23 protein-coding genes are annotated in these 26,426 nt (G+C 38.3%); 17 read left to right on the top strand and 6 right to left on the bottom strand.

What is annotated here, in order from left to right; all coding sequences use genetic code 11:
- Window positions 1-38: 38 nt before the first annotated feature.
- Entirely contained in the window at window positions 39-1,271 is a 1,233-nt protein-coding gene (locus AC5WOF_RS10405; protein ID WP_496049878.1) for a cytochrome P450 family protein, read from the bottom strand.
- 204 nt (window positions 1,272-1,475) lie between these two features.
- Window positions 1,476-2,867, bottom strand: coding sequence for a UbiD family decarboxylase (locus AC5WOF_RS10410; RefSeq protein WP_496049879.1), 1,392 nt, complete (start codon window positions 2,865-2,867; stop codon window positions 1,476-1,478).
- 178 nt (window positions 2,868-3,045) lie between these two features.
- Between AC5WOF_RS10410 and AC5WOF_RS10415 the strand changes: the two genes are divergently transcribed.
- A complete protein-coding gene (locus tag AC5WOF_RS10415) occupies window positions 3,046-5,688 on the top strand; it encodes a phosphoenolpyruvate synthase (RefSeq protein ID WP_496049880.1) in 2,643 nt (880 codons plus the stop codon).
- 109 nt (window positions 5,689-5,797) lie between these two features.
- Here the strand turns inward: AC5WOF_RS10415 and AC5WOF_RS10420 are convergent, their stop codons facing one another.
- Window positions 5,798-6,121, bottom strand: coding sequence for a hypothetical protein (locus AC5WOF_RS10420; RefSeq protein ID WP_496049881.1), 324 nt, complete (start codon window positions 6,119-6,121; stop codon window positions 5,798-5,800).
- Window positions 6,122-6,596: 475 nt separating this feature from the next.
- Here AC5WOF_RS10420 and miaB point away from each other — a divergent pair, with 475 nt between their 5' ends.
- From miaB to glnA, 15 genes are all read left to right on the top strand, one after another.
- Window positions 6,597-8,069, top strand: a complete 1,473-nt coding sequence (miaB, locus tag AC5WOF_RS10425; protein WP_496049882.1) for a tRNA (N6-isopentenyl adenosine(37)-C2)-methylthiotransferase MiaB — start codon at window positions 6,597-6,599, stop codon at window positions 8,067-8,069.
- A 15-nt stretch (window positions 8,070-8,084) separates the two neighbouring features.
- A complete protein-coding gene (locus AC5WOF_RS10430) occupies window positions 8,085-8,306 on the top strand; it encodes a YlbF family regulator (RefSeq protein WP_496049883.1) in 222 nt (73 codons plus the stop codon).
- Complete coding sequence (locus AC5WOF_RS10435; protein WP_496049974.1) at window positions 8,281-8,514, top strand: YlbF family regulator; 234 nt, start codon at window positions 8,281-8,283, stop codon at window positions 8,512-8,514. Before AC5WOF_RS10430 ends, AC5WOF_RS10435 begins: the two co-directional genes overlap by 26 nt.
- A 213-nt stretch (window positions 8,515-8,727) precedes the next feature.
- Window positions 8,728-9,303, top strand: coding sequence for an outer spore coat protein CotE (cotE, locus tag AC5WOF_RS10440; protein WP_496049884.1), 576 nt, complete (start codon window positions 8,728-8,730; stop codon window positions 9,301-9,303).
- Window positions 9,304-9,471: 168 nt separating this feature from the next.
- Window positions 9,472-10,836, top strand: a complete 1,365-nt coding sequence (locus AC5WOF_RS10445; RefSeq protein WP_496049885.1) for a putative amidoligase domain-containing protein — start codon at window positions 9,472-9,474, stop codon at window positions 10,834-10,836.
- Window positions 10,837-10,944: 108 nt separating this feature from the next.
- Window positions 10,945-13,524 (top strand): DNA mismatch repair protein MutS, encoded by a 2,580-nt coding sequence (gene mutS / locus AC5WOF_RS10450; protein WP_496049886.1) that lies wholly within the window; start codon window positions 10,945-10,947, stop codon window positions 13,522-13,524.
- 12 nt (window positions 13,525-13,536) lie between these two features.
- Window positions 13,537-15,360, top strand: a complete 1,824-nt coding sequence (gene mutL / locus AC5WOF_RS10455) for a DNA mismatch repair endonuclease MutL (RefSeq protein ID WP_496049887.1) — start codon at window positions 13,537-13,539, stop codon at window positions 15,358-15,360.
- Entirely contained in the window at window positions 15,361-16,134 is a 774-nt protein-coding gene (locus AC5WOF_RS10460) for a class I SAM-dependent methyltransferase (RefSeq protein ID WP_496049888.1), read from the top strand.
- Window positions 16,131-17,060: a tRNA (adenosine(37)-N6)-dimethylallyltransferase MiaA gene (gene miaA / locus AC5WOF_RS10465; protein WP_496049889.1), complete on the top strand. Its 930-nt coding sequence runs from the start codon at window positions 16,131-16,133 to the stop codon at window positions 17,058-17,060. The genes AC5WOF_RS10460 and miaA overlap by 4 nt, the downstream gene beginning before the upstream one ends.
- Before the next feature lie 34 nt (window positions 17,061-17,094).
- A complete protein-coding gene (gene hfq / locus AC5WOF_RS10470; RefSeq protein ID WP_240876902.1) occupies window positions 17,095-17,346 on the top strand; it encodes an RNA chaperone Hfq in 252 nt (83 codons plus the stop codon).
- A gap of 101 nt (window positions 17,347-17,447) precedes the next feature.
- Window positions 17,448-18,386, top strand: a complete 939-nt coding sequence (locus AC5WOF_RS10475; protein WP_496049890.1) for an AAA family ATPase — start codon at window positions 17,448-17,450, stop codon at window positions 18,384-18,386.
- A gap of 48 nt (window positions 18,387-18,434) precedes the next feature.
- On the top strand, window positions 18,435-19,664 hold the full coding sequence (locus AC5WOF_RS10480) for a methionine gamma-lyase family protein (RefSeq protein WP_496049891.1): 1,230 nt from the start codon (window positions 18,435-18,437) through the stop codon (window positions 19,662-19,664).
- A 21-nt stretch (window positions 19,665-19,685) separates the two neighbouring features.
- Window positions 19,686-20,177: a DUF456 domain-containing protein gene (locus AC5WOF_RS10485; protein WP_496049892.1), complete on the top strand. Its 492-nt coding sequence runs from the start codon at window positions 19,686-19,688 to the stop codon at window positions 20,175-20,177.
- A 105-nt stretch (window positions 20,178-20,282) separates the two neighbouring features.
- A complete protein-coding gene (locus AC5WOF_RS10490; protein ID WP_496049893.1) occupies window positions 20,283-20,666 on the top strand; it encodes a MerR family transcriptional regulator in 384 nt (127 codons plus the stop codon).
- A gap of 24 nt (window positions 20,667-20,690) precedes the next feature.
- The gene (gene glnA / locus AC5WOF_RS10495) at window positions 20,691-22,028 is read left to right on the top strand and encodes a type I glutamate--ammonia ligase (protein WP_496049894.1); all 1,338 of its coding nucleotides are present in this window, start codon (window positions 20,691-20,693) and stop codon (window positions 22,026-22,028) included.
- A 65-nt stretch (window positions 22,029-22,093) separates the two neighbouring features.
- Here the strand turns inward: glnA and AC5WOF_RS10500 are convergent, their stop codons facing one another.
- From AC5WOF_RS10500 to AC5WOF_RS10510, 3 genes are all read right to left on the bottom strand, one after another.
- Entirely contained in the window at window positions 22,094-23,386 is a 1,293-nt protein-coding gene (locus AC5WOF_RS10500; RefSeq protein ID WP_496049895.1) for an arsenic transporter, read from the bottom strand.
- A gap of 218 nt (window positions 23,387-23,604) precedes the next feature.
- Window positions 23,605-24,249, bottom strand: coding sequence for a YjgB family protein (locus AC5WOF_RS10505; protein WP_496049896.1), 645 nt, complete (start codon window positions 24,247-24,249; stop codon window positions 23,605-23,607).
- A gap of 35 nt (window positions 24,250-24,284) precedes the next feature.
- Window positions 24,285-25,166, bottom strand: coding sequence for an NAD(P)-dependent oxidoreductase (locus tag AC5WOF_RS10510; RefSeq protein ID WP_496049897.1), 882 nt, complete (start codon window positions 25,164-25,166; stop codon window positions 24,285-24,287).
- 252 nt (window positions 25,167-25,418) lie between these two features.
- Here AC5WOF_RS10510 and AC5WOF_RS10515 point away from each other — a divergent pair, with 252 nt between their 5' ends.
- Window positions 25,419-26,396 (top strand): hypothetical protein, encoded by a 978-nt coding sequence (locus AC5WOF_RS10515; protein WP_496049898.1) that lies wholly within the window; start codon window positions 25,419-25,421, stop codon window positions 26,394-26,396.
- The last annotated feature ends 30 nt before the right edge of the window (window positions 26,397-26,426 follow it).

Consider the following 26,426-nt stretch of genomic DNA (forward strand, 5'->3'; position numbering starts at 1 on the left):
GAACGGAAGCATCGTCTTCCGTTCTTCCTTTTCGGCAGTTAGAAGGTTATAGGTAGGTTTTCCAATGAACGAAGAGTGCTTGTTTGATAATGAAGTTGGTCCATTTTCGTATTCAATCGTAGATGAGGTAATCGACGAAGCAAGGTTTCAAATGCGATTTTTCCCTCTAAACGTGCCAATGGAGCACCCAAACAGTGATGGATACCTGTACTAAAAGCTAGGTGTTCCGTTTCATCTCGTGCAATGTTTAATTCATTAGGTTTTGTATACTTGCTGGGATCTAGATTCGTAGAAGCTATGGAAATAAGGATATTATCTCCTCTCTGAATGTTCTGGTCATGAAGTACTATATCTTCTCCGGCAATACGATTGATAATCATAACAGGTCCAGTATAGCGTAATAGTTCTTCCACAGCAGTGGGAAGTAGGGAAGGATTGTTACGCAGCAAATCCATTTGCTCCGGATGTTGTATGAGTGCTAGCATCCCATTTGAGATCAAATTAACAGTAGTTTCATGACCAGCAGTGATGAGTAACCAGATAGTAGAAATTAATTCATTCTCACTTAATTTTTCTCCTTCTTCATGTGCTTTTATTAAGCTGCTAATTACATCATCATTTGGGTTTTTGCGTTTCTCGCTTATTAATGTTTTGATGTAGCCAATAAACTCCTCTAATGTAGCGGCAACCAATCCTGCTTGTTTTGGATCTAAAGAAGCTTTTCCGATTTTTTGAGTCCATTCTCGAAACTGATTTCGGTCATTTTTGGGGATTCCTAGCATCTCAGAAATGACTAAAATAGGCAATGGATAAGCAAAATCTTCGATGAGATCCATTTTTTTCTTATCCATTACCTTGTCCAATAACTCATCTGCTATTTCCTGTATACGGGGTGTAAGATTATTGATCATTCGTGGAGTAAATGCTTTCGATACCAATCTACGTAGGCGAGTATGATCTGGGGGATCAACAGTAAGCATATTTGGCATCGTTCTCAACCATTCTACTAATACACTTACAGAAGCATTTTCTTGGTGTTTTTCTTGTTCTGTTTGCTGAGGCTGAAATTTTCGCATATCTTTTAGAAAACGTTTGTCTTTCAGTATGCTAAGAGCATCATTGTAACGATGTACAAGCCAGGCTTTTCCCATGCCAAAGAAATCATCAATAGGAATAAGTGTTTTCTTTTGAAATTGTATTTTCTCATGAAATTTAGCGAAATTCTCCATGTATTCTGGAGAGATAAAATCATTACTTGTGATTTTATCCATATCCATCCTTCTTTCTTTTTAATGATAACCATTTGATTGGAAACTGCTCAGCTTATTGACTATATGGTCAATAGGCTTTTGGTTTTATTTTATCTCATATTGACCACTTGGTCAATCGGGTGGGGAGGAAAGGCTAAAATTTTTTAATATTAACAGGATAGAGGTCTTGGAATAAAAAACGGAAGGTTTAAATCATCTCCCGTTTTACTTTATTTCATATTTGTCCAAATCTATTTGTTGGAGTTGTATTCGGTGGAACTTTCGAGGTCGTGGAAATGGTGCAGTAGCATCGATACCAATTTTTGTTACAGTTCCACCTAATGTCATTGGATTTAATTCATGTCCGATCGCTTCTGGAATGACAATGATATCTTTCACGGGATCATGTCTGGTTGCGATTGCCCATTCTACATCAATTGGATCATAAATATTTACATCTTCATCAACAATTGTCACACGTCTTAAAGAAGGAAAAGAGGCAAATGCAGCTAAGATGGCATTTTTTTGCACTCCTTCGGTATTTTTCTTTATTTGCAAAACAGCATGGTAAAACCCACAACCTCCATAAGTTAAAAACACTGCTTGGACACTTGGTACTAGTCGGTTGACATTTCGAAAAATACTCGCTTCAGCCATAAGGCCTACGGCATTATATACTTCCCTACCTGGAATAATGGTATGGAAAATAGGTTCTAGTCGCTTTGTAACCGCTTTAACATGTACCACCCAGCGTCGATCTTTTTTTGCATAGTAGTCAGTTACCTCAGCTGCCGGTCCTTCCCACTCTCGAATTTCTGGTAAAATTTCACCTTCAATGACATACTGCGCATCCGCGATTCCTTCTACAGATACGGTTTGAGATTGTAGAAGAGCTAGGGGCTCTCCTAATATGGTACTGGCTATACCTAATTCATCTTTATCTAGCGATGCGGCATTGCTTGGTGTTACAGCAGCTATATGTACTGCAGGACTTACTCCATTATTTATTGTTATTTCCAATGGTTTTCCCATTTGTTCTGCTCGTTCATAGTAATCACGGAGGTGCCTGCCCATATCCAACTGCATCGTCAATCGATTTGGTCCTGTTACCATAAAACGATGAATGGAAGCGTTACGTATTCCTGATTCCGGATCTTTGGCTATGACAACACTAGATGTGAGATAAGGACCACCTTCTTCTAATCCTTGTATAGGAATAGGGAGTATATTTAAGAGGTCAATGTCTTGAGTATAAACTGCTTCATTTGCAGGTCCTGATGAATGAGTTACAGGAGAAACAGGATTTTGTTGCCATTGTTCGATTGCATCAGCCATCAAAAATGGAAGTTTTTCGGATTTCGTTTGGAACAATCGAGCCAATGCATCTCGATTCCAATAAAGGCCAGTAAATACAGGAGCAATATAAGGGATTACTTTTTCAAAAAGAAGAGCGTTTGTTCCTTCTAATTTTTTTGCGACGCCAGCCATTTCATGAATACGATTTACAGATGTTTTGACCGTAGAAAGAAGTCCTTCTTGTTTCAAAAAACGAATAATACCTTGTAAATCTCCAAGTCCACGACTTGCAAAATCCCAATGATTTGTAGATTTGTGCATAGTATCCCTTCTCTTAAAAAGAATATAAATATACTTAATTATAAACGAGATATATTTGAACAGATAGAAAAGACTCTGAAAGGAATAAGTTAGCAATAAAAAGTGAGTACTCACTTTACTTTATGGGTGATTTGAGCTAGAGTAAAGAAAAGACATTGCTTTTTTTGGAGGGAAGTCCATGTGTGTGAATATCTTATTTTTTGCACAGATTAATGCCAGAAATAGTGGAGAAGTGGGAGGAAAAGGGGCTAATTTGGGAGATTTATTTGCAGCTGGTTTTTCTGTACCTGATGGCTTTTGTGTAACTACTTTTGCTTATCAATCCATCATTGAATCGAGCTCTGAAATGGAAGAACTGCTTAAGGAGTGCACAAAAGTAAATGCAAATAATCTTGATGATATTAAAGATTTAGGAAAACGAATCCGTGAGCATATAGAGAGTTTAGAAATTCCAAGTATTCTCCAAAAAGACATCATAAACGCTTGGAAATCTATTGGGAATAACTATACCTACGCGGTTAGGTCTAGTGCTACAGCTGAAGATTTACCATCTGCATCATTTGCAGGACAACAAGATACGTATTTGAATATTCAAGGAGAACAGCCCTTATTAGATGCCATTCGCAAGTGTTGGGCTTCTTTATTTACAGACCGCGCCATTGCTTATCGGGCGAGAAATGGATTTGATCACCGCCAAGTGTATTTATCTGTAGTCATACAGCGTATGGTACAACCAGAGATTTCTGGGATTCTTTTTACTGCTGATCCTGTTAGTGGAAACCGATTGGTGACTTCTATTGATGCAAGCTATGGATTAGGAGAAGCCCTAGTATCGGGATTAGTTACAGCAGATTTATATAAGGTAAAAGCAGGCGAAATCATATCAAAGAAAATTTCAGCCAAAAAAATAATGATCGAATCGCTTGAAGATGGGGGGACGAAAAAGAGCGATATTCCAGAGGAAAAGCAGAAGAAACAAGTATTATCCGATACTCAGATTTTGTCCCTTGCTGAGCTAGGAAGCCGAATAGAACAGCATTTTGGATTCCCTCAAGATATAGAGTTCTGTGTAGAAGATGGAAAGTTTTTTGTGGTTCAAAGTAGACCGATTACATCTTTATATCCCATGCCAAAGATAGAATCCGAGACATTACGTGTCTTTTTATCTTTTGGACATATTCAAATGATGACATCACCAATGAAGCCTTTGGGCATATCTATTTTTCAAACGCTTTTCCCATTTGGTAAAGAACCAGCAAGTACAACAAGCAAGTACATTTTGCCGGCAGGTGGAAGGCTGTTTGTTGATCCATCAGATATACTTCGATATCCACTCGCTAAAAAAATTATCCCTAAAATTTTATCCAATATGGACAATAGGATGAGCCTTGCTCTACAAGAGGTGATTAATCGCCCAGATTTTAAAAATGTACCACTTTCTAAAGAAATCGGCAAAGCAGTTAGAAAAAATATTACTCCAGTAGTCACAGAGGTTTATCAAAATGTATTTCGAAGAGACCCTTTTTTGGCAAAAAAACGAGTAGAGACATATATGCAAGAACAACATACGAGATGGAAAGAATCTTTTACAAGGTTAGAAGGGTTCGAACAGTTAGAAAAAATGCAGGAATTATTATCCACTTCTTTGTTATCCATTTTTCAAAATCTGTTTCCCTTCATCGCTCCATTTCTTTTTACAGCTGGCTTATTAAAGAAATATCTTCGTGATTGGGTTCAAGATGATCAAGCCTTACAAAAACTGAGCCAATCTTATGATGGAAATATTTCAAGTGAGATGGGACTGGCAATCGGAGATTTAGCCGACCAATTGCGAGTATTGCCTGATGTAGTGCAATATTTACAAACTGCTGATGACTCTAGTTTTTTGGACGGATTAGATAAAATAGCTGGTGGAAAACAGTTTCAACAGGTGTTTCATGATTTTCTAGATAAATTTGGACAAAGATGTCCTGGTGAGATTGATATTACTAATCCTAGATGGAGAGAGAAGCCAACTCTATTAGTTCCAGCAATTTTGGGGCACATGAGGAGTGTAAAAGCTGGTGAACATAGAAAAAAATTCCAATTAGGGGCAGAGCAAGCAAAAGAAACAGAAATAAGGGTTCTTCAACAATTGAGACGTCATCCAATTCGGTATCGAATCATGAAGAGACTGATAAAATTATACCGTAACTTAGGAGCGCTTCGCGAACACCATAAATATTTCCTTATTACCATACTAGATGAATGTAAAAAAGTGATCATGAAGCAAGCAGATAACTTAGTTGCGAAAAAAGTGATCATGAACCGCGAAGATGTGTATTATTTATCGCTTCCTGAAATCATTCGACTAGCAAAAGGAGAAGAGATAGAAGATTTGTCCCAAATCTTAAAAAATCGAAAAGAAGCATATATTTTGCAGCAGAAATGGACTCCTCCACGAGTGATGACTAGTGAAGGTGAAATAATTACCCCAACATCAAGGTCGGAAGATTTTCCGAAGAATTCCTTAATTGGTACTCCGGTATCGGCTGGTGTTGTACAAGGGAAGGCTCGAATCGTGTATAGACCAGAAGAAGCACAGTTACATGAAGGAGAAATATTGGTAGCACCCTTTACCGATCCAGGATGGACTCCTTTGTTCCAATCTGCTATCGCATTGGTGACGGAAGTAGGCGGATTGATGACACATGGGTCAGTAGTTGCAAGAGAATATGGTATTCCTGCGGTCGTTGGCGTCGAAGATGCACTGAAGAAAATTAAAAATGGTCAAATCATACGTGTGGATGGGACACAAGGGTTTGTAGAAATTATAGAATGAGATTATGGTTAGCCCCTTATTTTCTTAATGATTTTAGGAAATAAGGGTGTTTTTATTTGCAACATAGGCGCCCCCCAACCTATGGGTTGGGGAGCTATCGCCCAAGTACTCAGAGTGAATCACCCTTCACACTGAGAATCCTCTCCTCATCGAAGCGGATCTCGGTTTCGAAGTGGCAGAACCAGTCCTCCTTCGTGACAAGTGTGATGAGTCCTTCTTCTACGATGGCCATTTCGTACTTGCCTTTTCGAGTGGACTCCCTCCTGACAGGGATGCCGAAGATTCGCTTCTCTGGAACGGTGATCTCGTACTCCACACCTACGAGTACGATTCCTGTGTCAGAAGGGTACTTGTAGGTGTACTCCAGACTCACTTCTTTGGGGAGGATGAGCTCAACTTCTGAGATTGTGCTCGGGAGATTGTCAGCAATCATGGATTATTCCTCTCTATTGCTTGTATTAAGTATATCGGATTATATTTTAATATGCGAGAAAATTTTTAATAAACGAGTTTGTTATTTAAATCAAAAAACGGGAATGAATAACTATTGTTTGATCCATCATCTAGAAAGAGAGCAAAAACTTTTTCCAAAGGCAAGTAGGGTCATACGATCTTATGAAAAAAGTGAGATTGTGATTATTATTTCCTATATTTAGTAGGAAAAGGCTGAGTAATTTAAAAAAGATAAGTATAATTTTGTCATTTATTCATTGAAAGGATTGGTATTTTAGCAAAAATAGTAGGAGATAAGAAAAACGTAATATGTTCTTGTTTTTTTAATATTATTATCATAAACAAGTTTGCAATCCAAACTATTTGAAGAAAAAGCATATATCCGATATAATAATCAAGTTACGACGCTGAAATCATTAATCTAATAGATATTTCATATAGAAAGGGTGGAGGCCGTGAGTGGAAAAGATTACAGTCAGTATTTTATTGCTCCTGATCTAAAAGAAGCAAAAAAACGGGGCAAAGAAGACATCCAAGTCTTGCAATTTGATCAGATACCACAAGAGATGCAAGGTATTGGATCAGGTAAGAAGTACATGATTGAAACATATGGCTGTCAAATGAATGTCCATGATAGTGAGACCATTGCCGGGATACTGGAACAAATGGCATATACACGAACTGCATCTCATCAAGATGCAGATATTATTTTATTAAACACTTGTGCAATCCGAGAGAATGCAGAAGATAAGGTGTTTGGGCATATTGGCAGTCTGAAAGCATTAAAAACCGAGAAACCGGAGCTCATTTTGGGCGTCTGTGGATGTATGTCACAAGAAGAATCTGTTGTTTCACGTATCTTGCAAAAGCATCAGCACGTGGATTTAATTTTCGGTACTCATAATATACATCGTTTACCATATCTTTTGTATAATGCATTGATGTCTAAAGAAATGGTAGTGGAAGTATGGTCCAAAGAAGGCGATGTCATTGAAAACATGCCAAAAGTGCGTGCAGATGGACTTCGAGCATGGGTTAATATTATGTATGGATGCGACAAATTTTGTACGTATTGTATTGTACCATACACTCGAGGAAAAGAACGCAGTCGTCGACCTGAAGATGTATTAAATGAGATTCGCAACTTGGCGCGTCTTGGCTATCAAGAGATCACCTTGCTCGGGCAAAACGTCAATGCTTATGGAAAAGACTTTCATGATACCACCTATCGTTTTGGGGATCTGATGGATGATGTGAGAAAGATTGGCATCCCTAGGGTGCGTTTTACCACTAGTCACCCTAGAGATTTCGATGATCATTTGATTGAAGTATTGGCCAAAAAAGGGAATTTAGTGGAACATATCCATCTTCCAGTTCAATCGGGAAGCAGTGAAGTGTTAAAATTAATGGCAAGAAAGTATGATAGAGAACGTTATTTGGAATTAGTGGCGAAATTGAAAAAAGCTATCCCTGATGTTGTGCTTACTACTGATATTATTGTTGGATTTCCTGGAGAAACAGAAAAGCAGTTTGCTGAAACCATTTCTCTGGTAAAAGAGGTGGAGTATGATATGGCATTTACATTCATTTACTCACCTAGAGATGGCACTCCAGCGGCAAAAATGAAAGATGATGTTCCAATGGAAGTAAAGAAACGCCGTCTCGCTGAATTGAATGATGTGTTAAATGAGATGAGTAAGAAGAAAAATGCTCTATTACAAGGTCAAGTTGTAGAAGTTCTAGTGGAAGGAGAAAGCAAAAAAAATCCAGATGTGCTCTCTGGTAGAACCAGAACGAATAAATTAGTTAATTTTGTTGGACCGAAACATCTGATCGGCAAAATGGTTTATGTGTCTATTGAAAAAGCACAAACATGGACATTGAAAGGCAAATGGGTGGAAGAGATATCTAAATCTCCAGTAGCATAAGGTGGGGTGGATAAGATGATAGAACATTCAGTTTTGAAATCTGCTGAGTTTTTCGCTGAAAAAGTACGTACAAGTTCTGAAGTAGAGCGATTTCATATAGCGGAGCAACAAGTCAATGATAGTCAATCCGTACAAAACTTGATTGAGACAATAAAGAAGAAACAAAAAGAATTGGTACATGCCAAACATTATGGAGAAAACAGTGTACAGGATGCAAGTAGAAAAAGAATTGGATGAACTGAATGATAAACTGGATCATATGCCTATTGTGTTGGAGTATCAGCAACGGCAAGTAGAGTTAAATGAGTTACTACAAATGATCCAACAAGTAATTGCTCAAACGGTTTCCGGAAAACTAGAAGTGGAAACAGGCGGTGTCGTCGCAAGTGGCTGTGGTAGTGGCGGTGCTTGCGGTTGTGGAAACAAACATAAAAAAACAGGTTAAATCAAGCAGGTAGGAAATTTCCTATCTGTTTTTTTATTAGAAAAGAAAAGACAATTTGCGCATTTGTATCATTTTTTTCTTATTTTTGCGTAATACATGTTATAAGATCAAAATCATTTGTACGGCTTTAAAAAAAGTCTATGGGTTTTTAGCACCCAAGGCAGATGCCCTGCATACATTGGTTTTGAAAGACCGTTGGAGGAGGGAATTTAGGTGCCAAATACAGATAGAGTAGTGGAATATCGTCAGGTTATTACGAAAGCGATAGTTGGGAAAGGGCGCAAATTTTCGCAAGTTACTCATTCTATTGAAACGCCTGACCATGTCCACAATGTTTTAGGCGCATGGGTTATTAATCATCAGTACGAATCTGCAAAAGTTGGAGAAGCAATTGAAGTACAGGGTAGCTATGATGTGAATATTTGGTATTCCACAAAAGGAAACACCAAAACAGATGTGATGAAAGAGACAGTAAAGTATGTGGAACAAGTTCCACTGAGTTATTTTGACCCGCATACGAGAGAATTAAGTGTTTCTGTAAGTGCTGCAGCTACACAAACACCAAATTGTGTAGAGGCATCCATCTCATCCAATAACGATGCGATAATCGTTCGTGTAGAAAAAGAGTTTGCAGTTGAACTTGTAGGTGAAACCAAAATTACGGTTGCCTGTTATCCAGCAGAATATGCAGAGATTGATGATAAAGATTTTGTTTTCCAATCCCAAAATGGGGAAGAAGGATTTGAAGAATTAGATCCAGACTTGATCATTGATGATTTAGAAGATTAATCCCCCCAAAAAGTTTCCCCTTTTTGGGGGTACCAGAGAAGGCGGAGGAAGAGGCCTTCTTTTCTTTTTCGTGGGCAAATTTCGGCAAGATAAAACAAAGCTTTCTTAATAACCTATTTACCTGTTACTACATAAGCTAAGGGTAGTGGCAAAGAAGGGGGAAGGTTGATGAGAGCCGTTACCCTGCGGGAAGAATATGAGAAAAAACAGGGACTATCATTGTCAGATGAACAAGGTAAATTATTTGCTACTATAAAACTTAATGAGCACATCACGTTAAATCCAGCTCAACAAGTTGAACGAGTAGCAGATGAGGCGACAAGAAAACGGGTTTTACGAGCACATGGTATTCTTGTTCAAGACCGAGGCTTTATTATAAGACAATATATCGTATATGTGTGTCAGACCAAAGTTCTATTTATGTACTGCTCAAAATCAGAAGGTCAATGGTTACAAAAAAGACCGGCTCAGGTAAGTTATCAACGAGTTCCGATAACTGTGGAAAAATCAAAAGAAGTGCAAAATGTCCAGAATATGTCGATAAGAGCCGTATATGCACTAGGTCTTGATTACGCAGTTGTAATTTGTGGAGTAGCCTCTGGTAAAAATATTGTAATTCGAAAAGTAAATCCAAGCCCAAAACTCGGTCCACCAATGTTAGATGCCTATGAAAAAGAATTTAAACAACATAAAGAAAAGTCACGCACAACCATATCTGCTGATGAATTGATGATTGGTGCCGATCCTGAATTTGTAATGCGTTCTCAAAATGGAAATATTATACTTGCATCTAAATATTTTCCGTTGCGGGGAAGAGTAGGTTGTGATGCCATTTGGTTAGGGCAAAACCGTTCTCACAAGCCATTGGTAGAAGTAAGGCCACGACCCTCGACAGATCCACGGGTCTTGGTAGAACGCATATACCATTGTTTGTCCTATGCTGCTAGGAAAGTTGCTCATATACCATGCAGCTGGTTAGCTGGTGCTATGCCATTTGCTGGTTTTCCTATGGGAGGTCATATTCATTTTAGTGGAATAGAACCTAATTTTGAAATGCTTCGTGCACTTGATAATTATTTGACCCTTCCTCTTATGATGGCTGAAGATCAAAAAGGAATTAGCAGAAGGCCAAAATATGGTTATTTAGGTGACTATCGAATCAAAAGTCATGGTGGATTTGAGTACCGTACTCCCCCCAGTTGGTTGGTATCTCCTACACTTACTAAAGGTGTTATAGCTGTAGCTAAACTTATCATATTGAATCACCAAAAATTAACTCTCAATCCACTCAGTAATCCTGATCTTCAAATTGCTTATTATAAAGGGGAAAAAGATTCTTTTCGATTTTGGACATCATTACTTATACAAGAATTGAAAGACTTAGATGATTACTCACAATACGAAAAATACTTAGATCCTTATTTTGAATATTTACAGAGCGGGAAGAATTGGGATGAATCCCGTGATTTTCGTAGAGCATGGAGACTTCCGCCATATCGGGAAGGATTTAAGAGAAATCAACCAAATCCTTGATGCAAGTTGGGCATCAAGGATATTTCTAATTCATTATGTTTTATGCCATAACTGCTGTGCTTTTTTATGATACACTAAAGAGAAATTTATTGGTTGGAGGACTTACGATTGGCTAGATATACACCCATGATTGAGCAGTATCTTTCTATAAAAAATAAAAACCAAGATGCTTTTTTGTTTTTTCGATTAGGAGATTTTTATGAATTATTTTTTGAAGATGCTGAAAAAGCTTCGAAAATCTTAGAGATAACATTAACTGCTCGAGATGGTGGAGCAAGTGAAAAGATTCCTATGTGTGGAGTTCCTTTTCACTCCGCTTCTGCATACATAGAAAAGTTAGTAGCAGCAGGGCACAGAGTTGCAATTTGTGAGCAAGTAGAGAATCCAAAGCAGGCAAAAGGTGTTGTGAGACGAGAAGTGGTTCGTGTCATTACTCCAGGGACTGTAATGGAAGAAAATATGCTGTTAGCAACAGAAAATCATTTTTTGACAGCTTTGTATCAAGAGGAACATAGTTATGGAATAGCTGCTGTGGATCTTTCTACTGGAGAGTGTTTTTTAAGCGAGTTACACCAGGCATTGCCAGCTGTTTTAAATGAAATTGCAACTTTTGAACCCAAAGAATTAGTAGTGGTTCATGAGCTGGCTGCAAATTCGTTACTGCATGAGGAATGTAAACGTTTAGGCATTGTAGTCAGTGAATTTGATGATGTAGATTCTGCTTCATCGTTGGAGGAACAATTTCCGAATGTGTATGAAGTTTGTAATACTTCTTTGCTGCTTGGAACATTGCACTATGTCTATCAATATTTATTACAAACCCAAAAACGATCCTTGGGCCATCTTAAGCGATTGAGGCGTTATCATGCTCATTCTTATATGTTATTGGATGAGGTCGCTCGCCGGAATCTGGAATTAACGAGATCTCTTCAGAATGAGAAACGAACAGGTTCTTTACTAGCCCATTTGGATCATACAGCAACAGCAATGGGGAGTCGCATGTTGAAGCAATGGCTGGATAAACCTTTACTTTCTAAACAGGAAATTACACATCGGCAAAATATTGTTTCTCAGTTTATAGACGAGATGATTTTGTTAGAAGAGTTAACCGATCATTTAAAAAGGGTATATGATTTAGAACGGTTAGCAGCCCGTGTCTCATTTGGATCAGCTTCACCACGTGATCTTTATCAATTAAGAAAATCACTGGAGGAAATACCTACGATCAAGGAAAAACTTGCATCTTTTTCATCTGACGTTTTACATCGTTTAGCGGATAGTCTTGATCCTTGTCAAGATGTACAAGCACTTATTGCATCCGCTATTGTCGATGAGCCTCCTATTTCCTTAAAAGATGGAGGAATCATTCGTGAAGGATATCATGAAGAGCTGGACGAGCTTCGTCATATTCAGAGCAATGGGAAGGGTTGGATTGCCAAATTAGAACAACAAGAACGGAAACGCACTGGCATCAAATCGTTAAAAGTAGGTTATAATCGTATCTTTGGTTACTATTTAGAGATTACCAAATCAAATCTCCATCTTGTACCAGAAGAAGGATACATTCGTAAACAGACGTTAGCAAATGCAGAAAGATTTATAACAGCTGATTTGAAAGAACAAGAACAGCTTATTTTACATGCAAACGAAAGATCACTAGAATTAGAGATGGAAACGTTAAAGCAGGTAAGAGATACAATTGCTAATGAAGTTGTACGTTTACAGAATTTAGCTGCAAAAATAGCAGAAATCGATGTTCTACATGCATATGCTGCTGTTTCTATCCGCTACCAATATACTCGCCCTATTATTACAGATAGTGATCGGTTTTATGTTCAAAAAGGCAGACATCCTGTAGTAGAGGCAGCTCAATTTGATAACTATGTATCAAACGATATTCATATGGATTCTGACACGAGACAAGTGCTAATGATAACAGGTCCTAATATGGCTGGGAAGAGCACCTATATGAGACAAGTAGCACTTATCGCTATAATGGCTCAAATTGGATGTTTTGTACCTTCTGATAAGGCAGAGATAGGTTTGATCGACCGGATCTTTACTCGTATCGGAGCTTCTGACGATTTGGCACAAGGTCATAGTACCTTTATGGTAGAAATGATGGAAACATGTGAAGCATTACAAGAAGCAACTCCTAAAAGCTTAATTCTTTTGGATGAGGTAGGACGTGGTACTTCTACTTATGATGGGATGGCTTTGGCTCATGCAATAGTAGAATATGTTCACGAGAAAGTAGGAGCAAAAACGCTTTTTTCCACTCACTATCATGAACTTACCAAATTAGAATCAGAACTTCCCAAATTGAAAAATGTACATGCCAAATGTGTGGAGAAAAATGGGAAAGTAGTATTTTTGCATCGGATTGTTTCAGGAGGGGCAGATCGTAGTTATGGAATACATGTGGCGGAATTAGCAGGACTTCCTGTTCCTGTTATCGAGCGAGCTAAAGAAATTCTTACTCATTTAGAAGAAACGAACACAGCTGAAGCTGAAGTTGCAGTAACCAAAGAAGAAGAACCTCTCACTTTATTTTCATTTCTACCAGAAATTAGCCCGATTGAAGAAGAAGTGACCAATGAATTGCGAGCTTGGGATCTATTGGAGCATACACCTATGGAATCTTTACAGTTTTTACAAACGTTGCAACAAAAATTGAAGTCGAAGTAGGAGGGTTGGATCTTGGCTACGATTCAAATCCTGAGTGATCATTTAGCGAATCAGATTGCTGCTGGTGAAGTAGTAGAACGCCCTGCTTCTGTAGTAAAAGAATTAGTAGAAAATGCGATCGATGCTGACGCGACGAAGATCGAAGTGGATTTGGTTGAGGGTGGAATTACTTCCATTCGGATATCGGATAATGGTATTGGTATGAGCATGGAAGATGCAAAACTTGCCTTTGAACGGCATGCTACCAGTAAAATCCGAAATGAGAGAGATTTATCAACTATTCGTACCTTAGGTTTTCGGGGAGAAGCGCTTCCTAGTATTGCTTCTGTAGCGAGAGTAGAATTAGTCACATCCTCAAATGATTTAGAACTAGCTACCACTATTCAAATAGATGGTGGTAGCAAACGAGAAGCAGCTTCCACTTCAAGAGTAAAAGGAACGGATGTAATAGTTCGCGATTTATTTTACAATACACCTGCACGCTTAAAATATTTAAAAACGATTAGTACAGAAATTAGCCATGTAGCAGACGTAATAGGTAGATTAGCTTTGGCTCATCCTACCATTTCTTTTCACCTCCAACATCAGGGTAGAGAACTATTCAGAAGTACAGGAGATGGAAAACTACTTCATGCCATACTTGCTCTGTATGGAAAACAAGTTGCGGCACAAATGGTAGAAATAAAAACCGAGGACAGCGATTTTAAATTATCTGGATACATCGGTAAACCAGAAGTGACAAGAGCAAGTAGAAAAGCGATTACACTGTTGTTAAACGGAAGATATGTTCGTAGTATTCCTTTGGCTAATACCATTCTAACTGCTTATGGAACACTGCTACCTATAGGAAGATATCCCATTGGTGTATTTCAGATTGAGATGGACCCAAAACTCGTGGATGTAAATGTCCATCCTGCAAAATTAGAAGTAAGATTAAGTAAAGAAAAAGAACTTGCTCAGCTTATGACGAAATCGATTAAATCTGCTTTTCAACAAAAAACATTAATTCCCATAGCCACTCAACCAAAACAAACTATTTTTCCACCAAAACCCAACGTTGAGCAAATGGAATTGTCTCATGAGCAACCGTATCAAAAGATAGAAATCAAACAGCCTTCACCTATCATACGAGAGACTAGTTCTCTTATTTTACCAAAAGAAAAAGTAGTAGAGGTTGAAGAATATCTTCTATCATCTCAATTAGAGAGTTCCTCAAACGAACTAAAACAACTAGAGGTAAAATCAAACCGTGTTCCACTGCCTGATTTATTGCCATTGGCACAAGTACATGGAACATACATCGTAGCTCAATCAGCAAATGGGATGTACTTGATTGACCAACATGCTGCACAAGAGAGGATTTATTATGAGCAGTTTTTAGCGAAAATGAAGAAAGAAGATCATCACGTTCAGCCTTTGTTAGTTCCATTGACAATAGAATGCACCTCAAGTGAAGCACTTTTATTAGAAAGCTATTTAGAAGAGCTCAAAGATTGGGGTTTAGAACTTGAGCCTTTTGGTGGTAATACGTTTTTATTGCGCAGCTATCCAGATTGGTTTCCTTCCGTTGAAATCCACTCATTACTGTCAGAAATTATTGAGTGGTTAAGGAAACATGGTCAGGTAAACACAACGGAGTTACGAGACGCTTCTGCGAAATTAATGGCATGTAAAGCTGCGATAAAGGCGAATCGCCATCTACGGGTGGATGAAATGGAAGCATTGCTCGGAACGCTTGCGACATGCGAAACCCCTTATACATGCCCACATGGTCGACCTATTCTAGTCCATTTTTCTACCTATGAATTGGAGAAAATGTTTAAGCGGGTGATGTAAATGATTGTAGTCACTACTTCGCATGAACCATCTATAAAGGAAAAAGAAAAGGCAGTAGCGATTGCAGATTCCTTATCTGTTCCTTATGTAGATAGAGATCGTGCGAGTTTGGATAAGATGCATATACAATATGAAGTTGATGGTGTATTAATTGTTACTAAACAAGGATTGCGTTACGAAAGTAGTGGTTATCCATCATTTTTTTTTCACCCAAATTTGTCTGTTGTTCGTTTGAAACAATGGTCAAAAGGCGAAAATGATGCTATGGTGCGAGCTGCGAATCTCTTAGAAGGAGATCAAGTGCTGGATTGTACACTTGGAATGGGAGCAGATGCGATTGTTTCGTCTTTTGTGACAGGTTCTAGTGGGAAAGTGGTGGGTCTAGAAAGCGAACCATTACTAGCTTGTATGGTAAAGGAAGGTCTAAAAAATTATTGTAGTGGAAGACCTGCCGTAGATGAAGCAATGCGGAGAATTGAAGTAATTAATTGCAATTATCGATCCTATCTTGCTAAAAGTAAGAGTGACTCTTTTGATGTGGTCGTATTTGACCCTATGTTTCGTAAAACCGTATATGGATCAAAAGCGATGCAGATGTTAAAACCACTAGCTAATCCGACAGCTGTAGATGAAGAATCAGTTGCACATGCAGTACGAGTTGCTCGTAGGCGGGTTCTGCTAAAAGAGAGGAAAAATAGCAGCGAATTTGTTAGACTTGGTTTTAAGGTGATTCATCAATCTTCAAGTTATGCATGGGGGGTGATTGACCCATGAAACCTGATTTGTTGGTTATTGTTGGACCTACAGGGGTTGGAAAGACAGCCTTGAGCTTAAGTCTAGCAAAATCGTTTCATGGAGAGATTATTTCTGGAGATTCCATGCAAGTATATCAGGGAATGGACATTGGAACAGCAAAGGCTAGTCAAGAAGAGCAAGACTTAGTTCCTCATCATCTGATCGACCTGCTTCAACCAGACGAATCCTTTTCGGTTCAACAATATCAAGCAATTGCAAGACAGAAGATTGTAGAGATACAAAATCGTAATCATCTGCCTATTTTAGTTGGTGGAACAGGACTATATATAGAAGCAGTCATCTTTGAGTATCAAATGGCCAAAGTCACTGAAAATCCAGCTATTCGTCAGGAACTAACTTCGTTAGCAAGTAAACATGGAAACGAATTTTTGCATCAGCGTTTACAACAAGTTGATCCCATTCATGCCAGAAAACTTCATCCTAATGATCTGCGAAGGATCATCCGAGCGCTAGAAGTTTATCAGCTGACAGGGAAGCCTTTATCCGAACAACAACACCGAAGTGCTTCTCCATTTGAAGTTTTATGGATTGGGTTGACAATGCCGCGCACAGAGCTATACGATCAGATTAATCGCAGAGTTGATCAAATGCTCCAAATGGGTCTAGAGCATGAAGTAAGACAATTGCTTGCTACTGGGCGATTTGAACATCATACTGCATCTCAAGCAATTGGTTACAAAGAGATGATTCAATACATAAAGGGTAATATTTCTTATGAAGAGGCAGTATCCTCGATTAAACAGGGTAGCCGAAGATACGCGAAACGGCAGCTTTCCTGGTTCCGTCGCATACCCGAGATTCATTGGTTTGATAAAACAGATGTACATGCGTTCATAGAAATTAACCATTTAGTAGCAGGAAAGTTTCCATCTTACAGAGAATAGGTATCAGATAAGAAGATATGGGAGGTACCACACATTGAAACAATCAATAAATATTCAAGATACATTTTTAAACCAAATTCGCAAAGAATCCGTTCCGGTAACTATATTTTTAGTTAATGGATTTCAACTCCGTGGTTTGATCCGGGGATTTGATAATTTTACAATTGTGATAGATAGTGACGGTAAACAACAAATGGTATATAAGCATGCGATATCTACATTTACCCCTGCTAGACCAGTTTCCCTCATGTCAGCAGATGAGGCTAAAGAAGAACAAAACGCTTAAGCATGGTATGGAAAAGTCCCTTATAAGGGACTTTTTCTTTTTCACCCTTTCTAGGCACTTGCGTATAGTGGAGTGTGGTGAGATGGAAAGGGGAATGATGTATGAGTAGAAAAGTTTTATTGGAGGAGACCAAAAGACGCATTCAAATTGTATTTGACCGAGATGTGGAGCCTACTCCAGCAGATTGGGAAAAAGAACATCAATCACTGACAAAGTGCCTTCATTCCCTGAGACATTTAATCGGTTTAACAGAGATCAGGTCATTTGTGGAAGAGATATATGCTTGGCTGGAAATTGGAGAAAGGCGTAAAAATGCTGGATTGACTCAGGAGCAACAGGTACTTCACATGGTGTTTACAGGAAATCCAGGTACAGGAAAAACGACCGTTGCGAGGATTATCGGCGAGCTCTTTCAAGAGATGGGAGTGCTTACTCGAGGGCATGTTATTGAGGTAGAACGTGCTGATCTCGTTGGGGAATACATTGGCCATACAGCTCAAAAAACGAGAGAACATGTGAAACAAGCATTAGGCGGAATACTATTTATTGATGAAGCATATGCACTTTCTCGTGGAGGAGAAAAAGATTTTGGCAAAGAGGCAATTGATACATTAGTTAAGTCGATGGAAGATTATAAAAATGAATTTGTCCTTATTCTTGCAGGATATTCGCATGAGATGGAGGCATTTATCCGCTCCAATCCAGGATTGCCATCCCGATTTCCTATCCATCTGAAATTCCCTGATTTCTCAATAATGGAATTACTGGAAATTGCCGACTTAATGGTAAAACAGAGAGAATATGTATTTTCAGCAGCTGCAAAAGAGAAAATACGTCAGTTGCTTCAAAGGGAAGCAGAACGAAAAAATCACACGTTTGGGAATGCTAGATTTATCCGGAATTTAGTAGAACAGGCAATACGACTACATGCTGTTCGATTGCTGAAGAAAAAAGAGGCTGATCGTCATAGTTTGATGACTATTTTACCGGAGGATATCTTACTTGAATCCATTGGACGAAAAAATCATTCTTCATGGTAGAATAGAGTTGTATAGAAAAATGATTCTAAGTAGAAAAGATGATAGTGTATGTCAAAAGTTAAAACGCAGCAAAAAACAATTTCTAAAATTGCCCCTATCCTTGAACAGATTGAAGAAAGAGTCGAAAGACATCAAGCAAAACTCTTAGCTGCATTTCAAAAACATAAGGTGAGTGAAACTCATTTACAATCGTCGACTGGATATGGGTATGATGATATGGGTCGAGAAACATTGGAACGAATTGTTGCTGATTTATTTGGGGGAGATTCAGCTTTGGTGCGGCCAAATATCGTTTCAGGTACGCATGCAATAGCTGCATGTCTCTATGGTGTACTCCGTCCAGGGGATGAGTGGATTTCACTTACAGGGAGACCTTACGATACCTTATTTCAAATTATCGGCTCTCCTGATGATGGGACAGGCTCTCTTGCAGATCTAGGTGTGCACTATCATGAGATTGGATTAACAGACGGGCATAAGGTGGATTGGACTAAATTTCAACAAAAAGTAACTAGTAAGACAAAACTAGTAGCAATCCAACGCTCTAGAGGATACTCCAATCGCCCATCTTTCACGATTGCAGAAATCACAAAAATGATCACTCAAGTACGCCGGATTTTACCAAATGCAATCATATTTGTTGATAATTGTTATGGCGAATTTGTGGAAGATCAAGAGCCACTGCATGTGGGAGCTGATTTGATCGCTGGTTCCTTGATTAAAAATCTGGGTGGTGGTTTAGCTAAATCAGGTGGATACATAGTTGGTCGTAAATCGCTGGTAGAGTTAGCTGCATCTCGACTAGTTGCTCCTGGACTTGGGGTAGAAGTTGGCGCTACTTATGGTTATTTAGCTGATTATTATCAAGGATTATTTCTAGCGCCACATGTAGTTGGAGAGGCATTAAAAGGGATGGTTTTTGCATCAGCTCTTTTTGAAGATGAGGGTTATACTGTTTCTCCTACTTATCAAGATAAGAGAACGGATATTATTCAACAGATTCAATTAGGTAAGCCAGAAAAGCTTGTGTCTTTTTGCCAAGCCATTCAAGCTGCATCCCCGATAAATGCATACGTACGGCCTGAACCTTGTGATATGCCAGGTTATAAAGATCCCGTAATTATGGCAGCGGGAACCTTTGTGCAAGGAGCGAGTATTGAGCTGTCTGCTGATGGGCCCCTTCGTGAACCATATACGGTTTATTTACAAGGCGGTTTGACTTTTGCACATGTAAAAGTCGCTTTAAAACAAGCTTTACATTCGTTAAATCAAATATAACAACTGGATAGGAGAAACGTAATGAGTGTTGCAGATGTTTTTTGGTGGGTTGTCATTGTTTTTTTATTTTTACTAGCATATGGAGGGTTATTCCTTCCAGCATTACCTGATGTACCGTTTATATTTGCAGGTTTCCTTGTTTATCACTTTCTCATTAATGATGGAAAATTAGGTTGGTTTTTTTGGTCCATTACGCTTGTGGCAACGATTGCTTTGTTTTTAATCGAGTACTTTGCCGGCGGGTATGCTGCTTCAAAAGTAGGAGGGTCAAAGTGGTCCATACCGGTTGCTGCCTTAGGTGTAATTGTATTTATGTGGCTTCCAGCAGGATTTCTTATCGGGCCGATCATTACGGTATTTCTTCTTGAATTGGTTTTTATGCGCAGAACACCAGCAGACGCCTTAAGAATATCGATCAGCACTTTAATCGGATTTCTCGGTGGAATGATAGTCAAGTTTTTCTTGATGACTGCAATGATTATCTGGTTCTTAGCCTTAGTATTCTTCTTTTAGAACGCCGAATGGCGTTCTTTTTTTAGGGGTATGTCAGCTTTGTTGACACAAATTTGACAGCGAATATGACATCACCCTATAATGTTTCTCGAAGGAGGCGTTAGCGTGAATGATGATATCCGACGAAACATGTCGTTGTTTCCGATAAGCATCGTGAGTAAATTAACTGAGTTAACCGCGCGCCAAATTCGTTATTATGAAAAACATGGTTTGGTTAGTCCTGCTAGAACGGAAGGTAACCAACGTCTCTTTTCATTTCACGATGTCGATATGCTCCTCAAAATCAAAATACAACTAGAGAAAGGCTATAACTTGACGAGTATCAAGAATATGCTTTTACCTAAGGAGCAAGATAAACTGAAAGAGAAGGGAAAGAAAGAGCTCACTGATCAAGAATTACGTCGTATGTTACATAGGGAATTGTTCTCTGGTGACAAACATAAGACACCGCTTACACAAGGAGAATTATCTCGATTCTTCCGCCCATAATATTTTGAAGGGAGCCGTTTTTACATGGCCAAGCAACTAACGAAGGACGATATTTTACGAATTGCATCAGAGGAGAATGTACAGTATATCCGACTACAATTTACTGATCTGTTAGGGACCATTAAAAATGTTGAAATTCCGCTTAGCCAACTAGAGAAGGCACTTGATAACAAAATGATGTTTGATGGTTCTTCTATCGAAGGCTTCGTTCGTATCGAAGAATCAGATATGTATCTATATCCTGATTATAATTCTTGGGTCATTTATCCTTGGGAATCTGATAATGGTAAAATCGCTGGATTAACTTGTGATATATACAATCCAGATGGCACACCATTTGATGGAGATCCACGTGGTATTTTGAAAAAAGTAATGGAAGAAGCAAAAGAACTCGGTTTTACTTCTTTCAATGTTGGCCCTGAACCAGAATTTTTCTTATTTAAAACCGATGAAAAAGGGAACCCAACTCTTGATTTAAATGACCAAGGTGGATATTTTGACCTTGCACCGCTTGATCTTGGAGAAAACTGTCGTCGAGATATCGTGTTAACACTGGAGCAAATGGGCTTTGAAATTGAAGCTTCCCACCATGAAGTAGCACCAGGTCAACATGAAATTGACTTTAAATATGGTGATGCTGTTACAACAGCTGACAACATCCAAATCTTTAAACTTGTTGTAAAAAATGTCGCACGTAAATATGGTTTACATGCAACTTTCATGCCAAAACCTCTATTTGGTGTAAATGGTTCCGGTATGCACTGCCACCAATCTCTATTCCGTGGAAATGAAAATGCTTTCTATGATGAAAGCGATGAGCTAGGTCTAAGTGAAACTGCAAGACATTACTTAGCAGGTATCTTGACACACGCTCGCAACTTTACTGCTATCACCAATCCATTGGTGAATTCCTACAAACGACTCGTACCAGGTTATGAAGCACCTTGTTATGTTGCTTGGTCTCCTAAAAACCGTAGTCCATTAGTACGTGTACCAGCTTCTCGTGGACTTAGCACCCGTATTGAAGTACGCAGCCCAGATCCATCTGCAAATCCTTATTTAGCATTAGCAGTAATGCTAAAAGCTGGTCTGGATGGTATTAAAAATAAACTTGCTCTTGTGCCTCATACAGATCGTAATATTTATGTGATGGATGAGTCCGAGCGTAAAGATGCAGGGATCGATAACTTACCAGCTAGCATCATCGATGCAGTTAAAGCATTGCAAAGCGATCCAGTTATTTGTGAAGCTCTAGGAGAGCATGCATTAGCACACTTTGTTGAAGCAAAACGCATCGAATGGGATTTATTCCGTACAACCGTTCACGATTGGGAACGCGATCAGTACATTTCACTTTATTAATATCACCAAAACCCCTACTTGCTGTAGACCACAAGTAGGGGTTTTTGCATAAGTGAAAGTTTTAGTTATTGAAGCAAGATTAACCAAAGGTATAGTCCTGTCAATGTAAGAAATAACGTTGGAACAGTAAGTAGGAAGCCAATTTTAAAATAATATCCCCAACTGATACGCACATCTTTCTGTGCGAGAATATGAAGCCAAATGAGTGTCGCTAAAGAGCCGATCGGAGTTATTTTTGGACCGAGATCTGATCCTATTACATTTGCATAGATAAGAGCTTCTCGCATGATACCATGTGTAGGTGTTGCATGTATGGCTAAAGCATTGATCATCAAAGTGGGTAAGTTGTTCATGATGGAAGAGAGGACAGCAGATAAAAATCCTGTCCCTAAGGTAGCAATGTATAAACCACAGTTTGTGAGCCAGGTGATAAATTGACTAAGTTCGTCTGTGAGGCCTGCATTTTTTAAACCATAAACTACCACATACATGCCAATAGAGAAAATAACCACAGACCAAGGAGCGTTTTTCATAATTTTTTTGATTTGAATGGATTTCCTTTTTAGTGAGGCGATAATCAAAATAATAGCAGCTAAACTCACTACAAAAGAAACAGGAATTTCAAAGTATTCACTAATAAAATATCCTCCAAACAATAAGAACAGGGTAAACCAAGTTAGTCGAAATAGTATTAGGTCTTTAATCGCTTCTTTTGGTTGTTTTAGCTGGGATATATCATAGTTTTGTGGGATACTTTTTCGAAAGTAGAGAAACAGTACAATTAAACTTGCACCTATCGAGAATAAATTAGGTATTAACATTCGACTTGCATATGCTACAAATCCAATGTGAAAATAATCGGAGGAGACGATATTTGTTAAGTTGCTAATGATGAATGGAAGAGATGAAGTATCTGCAATAAAGCCACTAGCCATCACAAACGCTAAGACCATTTTGGCTTCAAAATTCAAAATGCGAACCATTGCTAATACGATGGGAGTTAGGATAAGAGCAGTGCCATCGTTCGTAAAAAGTGCAGATACGATAGCACCTAGTAAGATCACATAGAGAAACATCCTTCTTCCGTTTCCCTTAGCTAAACGAGCCATATGGAGAGCAGACCATTCAAAAAAACCGATCTCATCCATGATCAATGAAACTAAGATAATTGCTACAAATGCAAATGTTGCATTCCATACAATCCCTGTTACTGTACCTATATCCTCTAGGCTAACGATGCCAAGTAGCAGTGCTAAGATAGCTCCTGCACTAGCAGACCAACCTATGGATAAACGAAATGGTTGCCAAATCACGAATGTTAATGTAAGAACAAAAACGAAAAATGCTAAGAAAGCCATATATCAATCTCCTTCAAAGAATGGGGTTTAATAGGAAAGTATGGTTTGTTTCGATAGGTACAGGTGAATGGTTTGAGTACATATTTTTATTATACAGAATTATTATAATAAAAATTAGAATATGAATTCTATTGTAAGGACAATTTATTGGAGAGCTATCATCTTCCTCCAAATACTCCTCGTATAAGGCTGGAAAAAAGAAAAAGTGAGGAACAGCCTCACTTTTTCTTTTTGTTCTCTTCTTTTTTTTTGTCGTCTTCTTTTTGTTTCTTGTACGCCCCTTCTGAATAGACCGAAGAATGATGTATAGTTGGATCATCTTTATTGAGGAAGTAGATCAATTTTAATTTATATCCATTTACATGGTAGATATAAATAGATTCGCCGGTATGGTGGGTAATCTCATTTGGTTCGCCTAAAATATTTACTACTTCAGAACGAGTTATCTCCATTAATTTTGGGTCATGGGAACGAACATCATAAATTAGATCCTTTCTGCCTACTCCAAAATCCAAATTGCGTTTGCTATAAATGTAGTAAGGGAAATCTTTGCTTTTTGCGTTAGGCTCTCCATATTCTTTTTTGACATCTGTCAGCGTGTTTTTACCTGCTGCAAAATTACTACCTATTACCTTACCTGATCCAGCAAGAGCTAAAGATTGCAGCAAGTATTTCTGATGCTCTGGATCAATTTTTTTGGGGATGTTCTCAGGTATGGTTGTTGTTGATGTTGTTTCCTCAAGGGTTTGTGATGTTTCCCGAGTGTTGTTTTCATTTTTCTTTGGCGATGCGAAAATGAAGTCACAGCCATTTAATAAGAAAAAAACAAGAACTGATATACCAATCAGACGAACAAACTTCATTTCATTGCCTCCATAACATCATGTATGTAGGATTTTTATAACTGATTTGCAAGCAATTTGTACAAAGCTTGTGTACCACTGTTTTCTTCGCCTTTTTCCGCTAGTTCTTCATATAATGACTTTGTTAGTTCTAATCCTGGTGTACGTATTCCCATCTCTTTGGCAGAATCCAATGCAATGTTCATATCTTTGATAAAGTGTTTGACAAAAAAACCTGGAGAGTAGTCTTCTGCTATAATCCGTGGACCCAAATTGCTTAAAGACCAGCTTCCAGCTGATCCCGCAGAGATGCTTTTTAAAACTTGTGTTGGATTTAAACCAGCATTTAATGCATACAGAATCGCTTCGCAAACTGCCATCATGCCCGATGCAATTGCAATTTGGTTACTCATTTTGGTATGTTGTCCAGCACCTGCAGTCCCTTGCAGGATTACGTTGGAACCCATGGTATGTAAGATAGGGGATACAGTTTCGAATGCTGCTTCCTCTCCACCAGCCATAATGGTCAATGTGCCGTTTTTGGCGCCGATATCTCCACCTGACACTGGTGCATCGAGTGCAAAAATGCCGGTTTCTTTCGCTGCTTGATAGATTTTTTTTGCCAATGATGGGGTAGAAGTGGTCATGTCAATGACATAAGTACCAGCATCCGCATTTGCCAGAATTCCAGATAGACCAAAATAGGTCGCTTCTACGTCTTTGGGATAACCGATCATCGTAATAATAACATCTGCTTCTTTCGCAACGTCTGCGACGGTATCTTTCCAAATAGCTCCCATTTGTACAAGTTCATCTGTTTTTTCTTTTGTACGATTGTAAACCAAGAGGGAATAGCCAGCTTGAATAAGATGAGCAGCCATCGACTTTCCCATCACACCTGTTCCAATAAATCCAATAGTAGTGTTTTTATTTAGCATGTATATTGCAGCTCCTTTGCTGGTATAAGAATAATTTACATGTAGGAAAGACAGGAAGCAAGGGGAAGGGGGAGTTCTTCTGTTTTCATTCGAGATTATAATTTAATTTTGTAAAAATTAAAGGATTTCGGGGGATTATGTCGAAAATTAGAAAGCGGATTATAGAATAAATGGATATAACTTGCATTTATCTTGGTCTGCAGAATGAAGAGATATAATTGTATTTTTTCGAAGAACAACTGAGGTGAAGAAATGAAAAAATTGGTTTTTTTATTATCTTTTTTATTGTTAGGAGGAATGGTGGGGTGTAGTGATAATCCTACCCAAGCAGATGAAGCAAATGGACATACGCCAACAGAAGTTGCGGTACGATATCTAACAGCGTGGATTGAGAATAATACACGTAGACAAATGGAGTTAGCAACACCAACACTGCAAGAAAAAATACAAAAGAGTACGGAAGATAGATACCTATATTATTCTCCATACAAGTTGCAATTTGGACCAGAAAACAGGGATCAATTAGATGAAAATTATCAATTGGAAGAGTTTAAACTGAATGATTCAGCCTATTTTTACCGATTTTCTGGTGCGTTTAAGAGTGGAGATACATTGAAAGATAGACTATTAAAAGTAACTCTTTATAAAGGAGATTGGAAGGTCGAGGAAACAGACGCAAAAGATAATTTTCAGGAAAATGAAGGAAAGATGGAGCCAGTAATTATAAAAGAGCCAGATAAAGAGCCTATATTTCAAGAGCAAATAGCAGAGGACTATAAAGAAGATGTAAGTAAAGGTAAGTTAGCTAAAAAGCAAGATGAAAATTATTTTGTATCAGATGGTGAAGTGCTTAAGGGCTATTCTCCTGCTGATGTAGCACTTCTTTATCATGTTCTTCATGATAATGGTGACTTTTTCCGTTTGAATAAAATAATTACACAAGAAGAAAGGGACAAACTTAATAAAGAATACTCCTGGGATTGGTCTTATACAAAGGAAAAAAGTGAACTTCAATCTTTTTACGAGAATGAAATGGATGAAAAAGATTCTGTAGAGGAAATAAAAAAAGACAATAATACATATTTCTATATTGTGGATTCCATTAATTATGTTATAGTGAAAAAAGAAAATGGCGAATGGAAAGCCCAAAATGGCAGGCCAGGCTATACATCACCTAAATGGGACGATTTAGAAAAAAGAGTAGTATTTACTCAGTTAATCATCCCCTGAATATCAAAAAGCTGACCAAATAGGTCAGCT

The sequence above is a fragment of the Shimazuella sp. NTD250 genome (genome assembly GCF_059510375.1).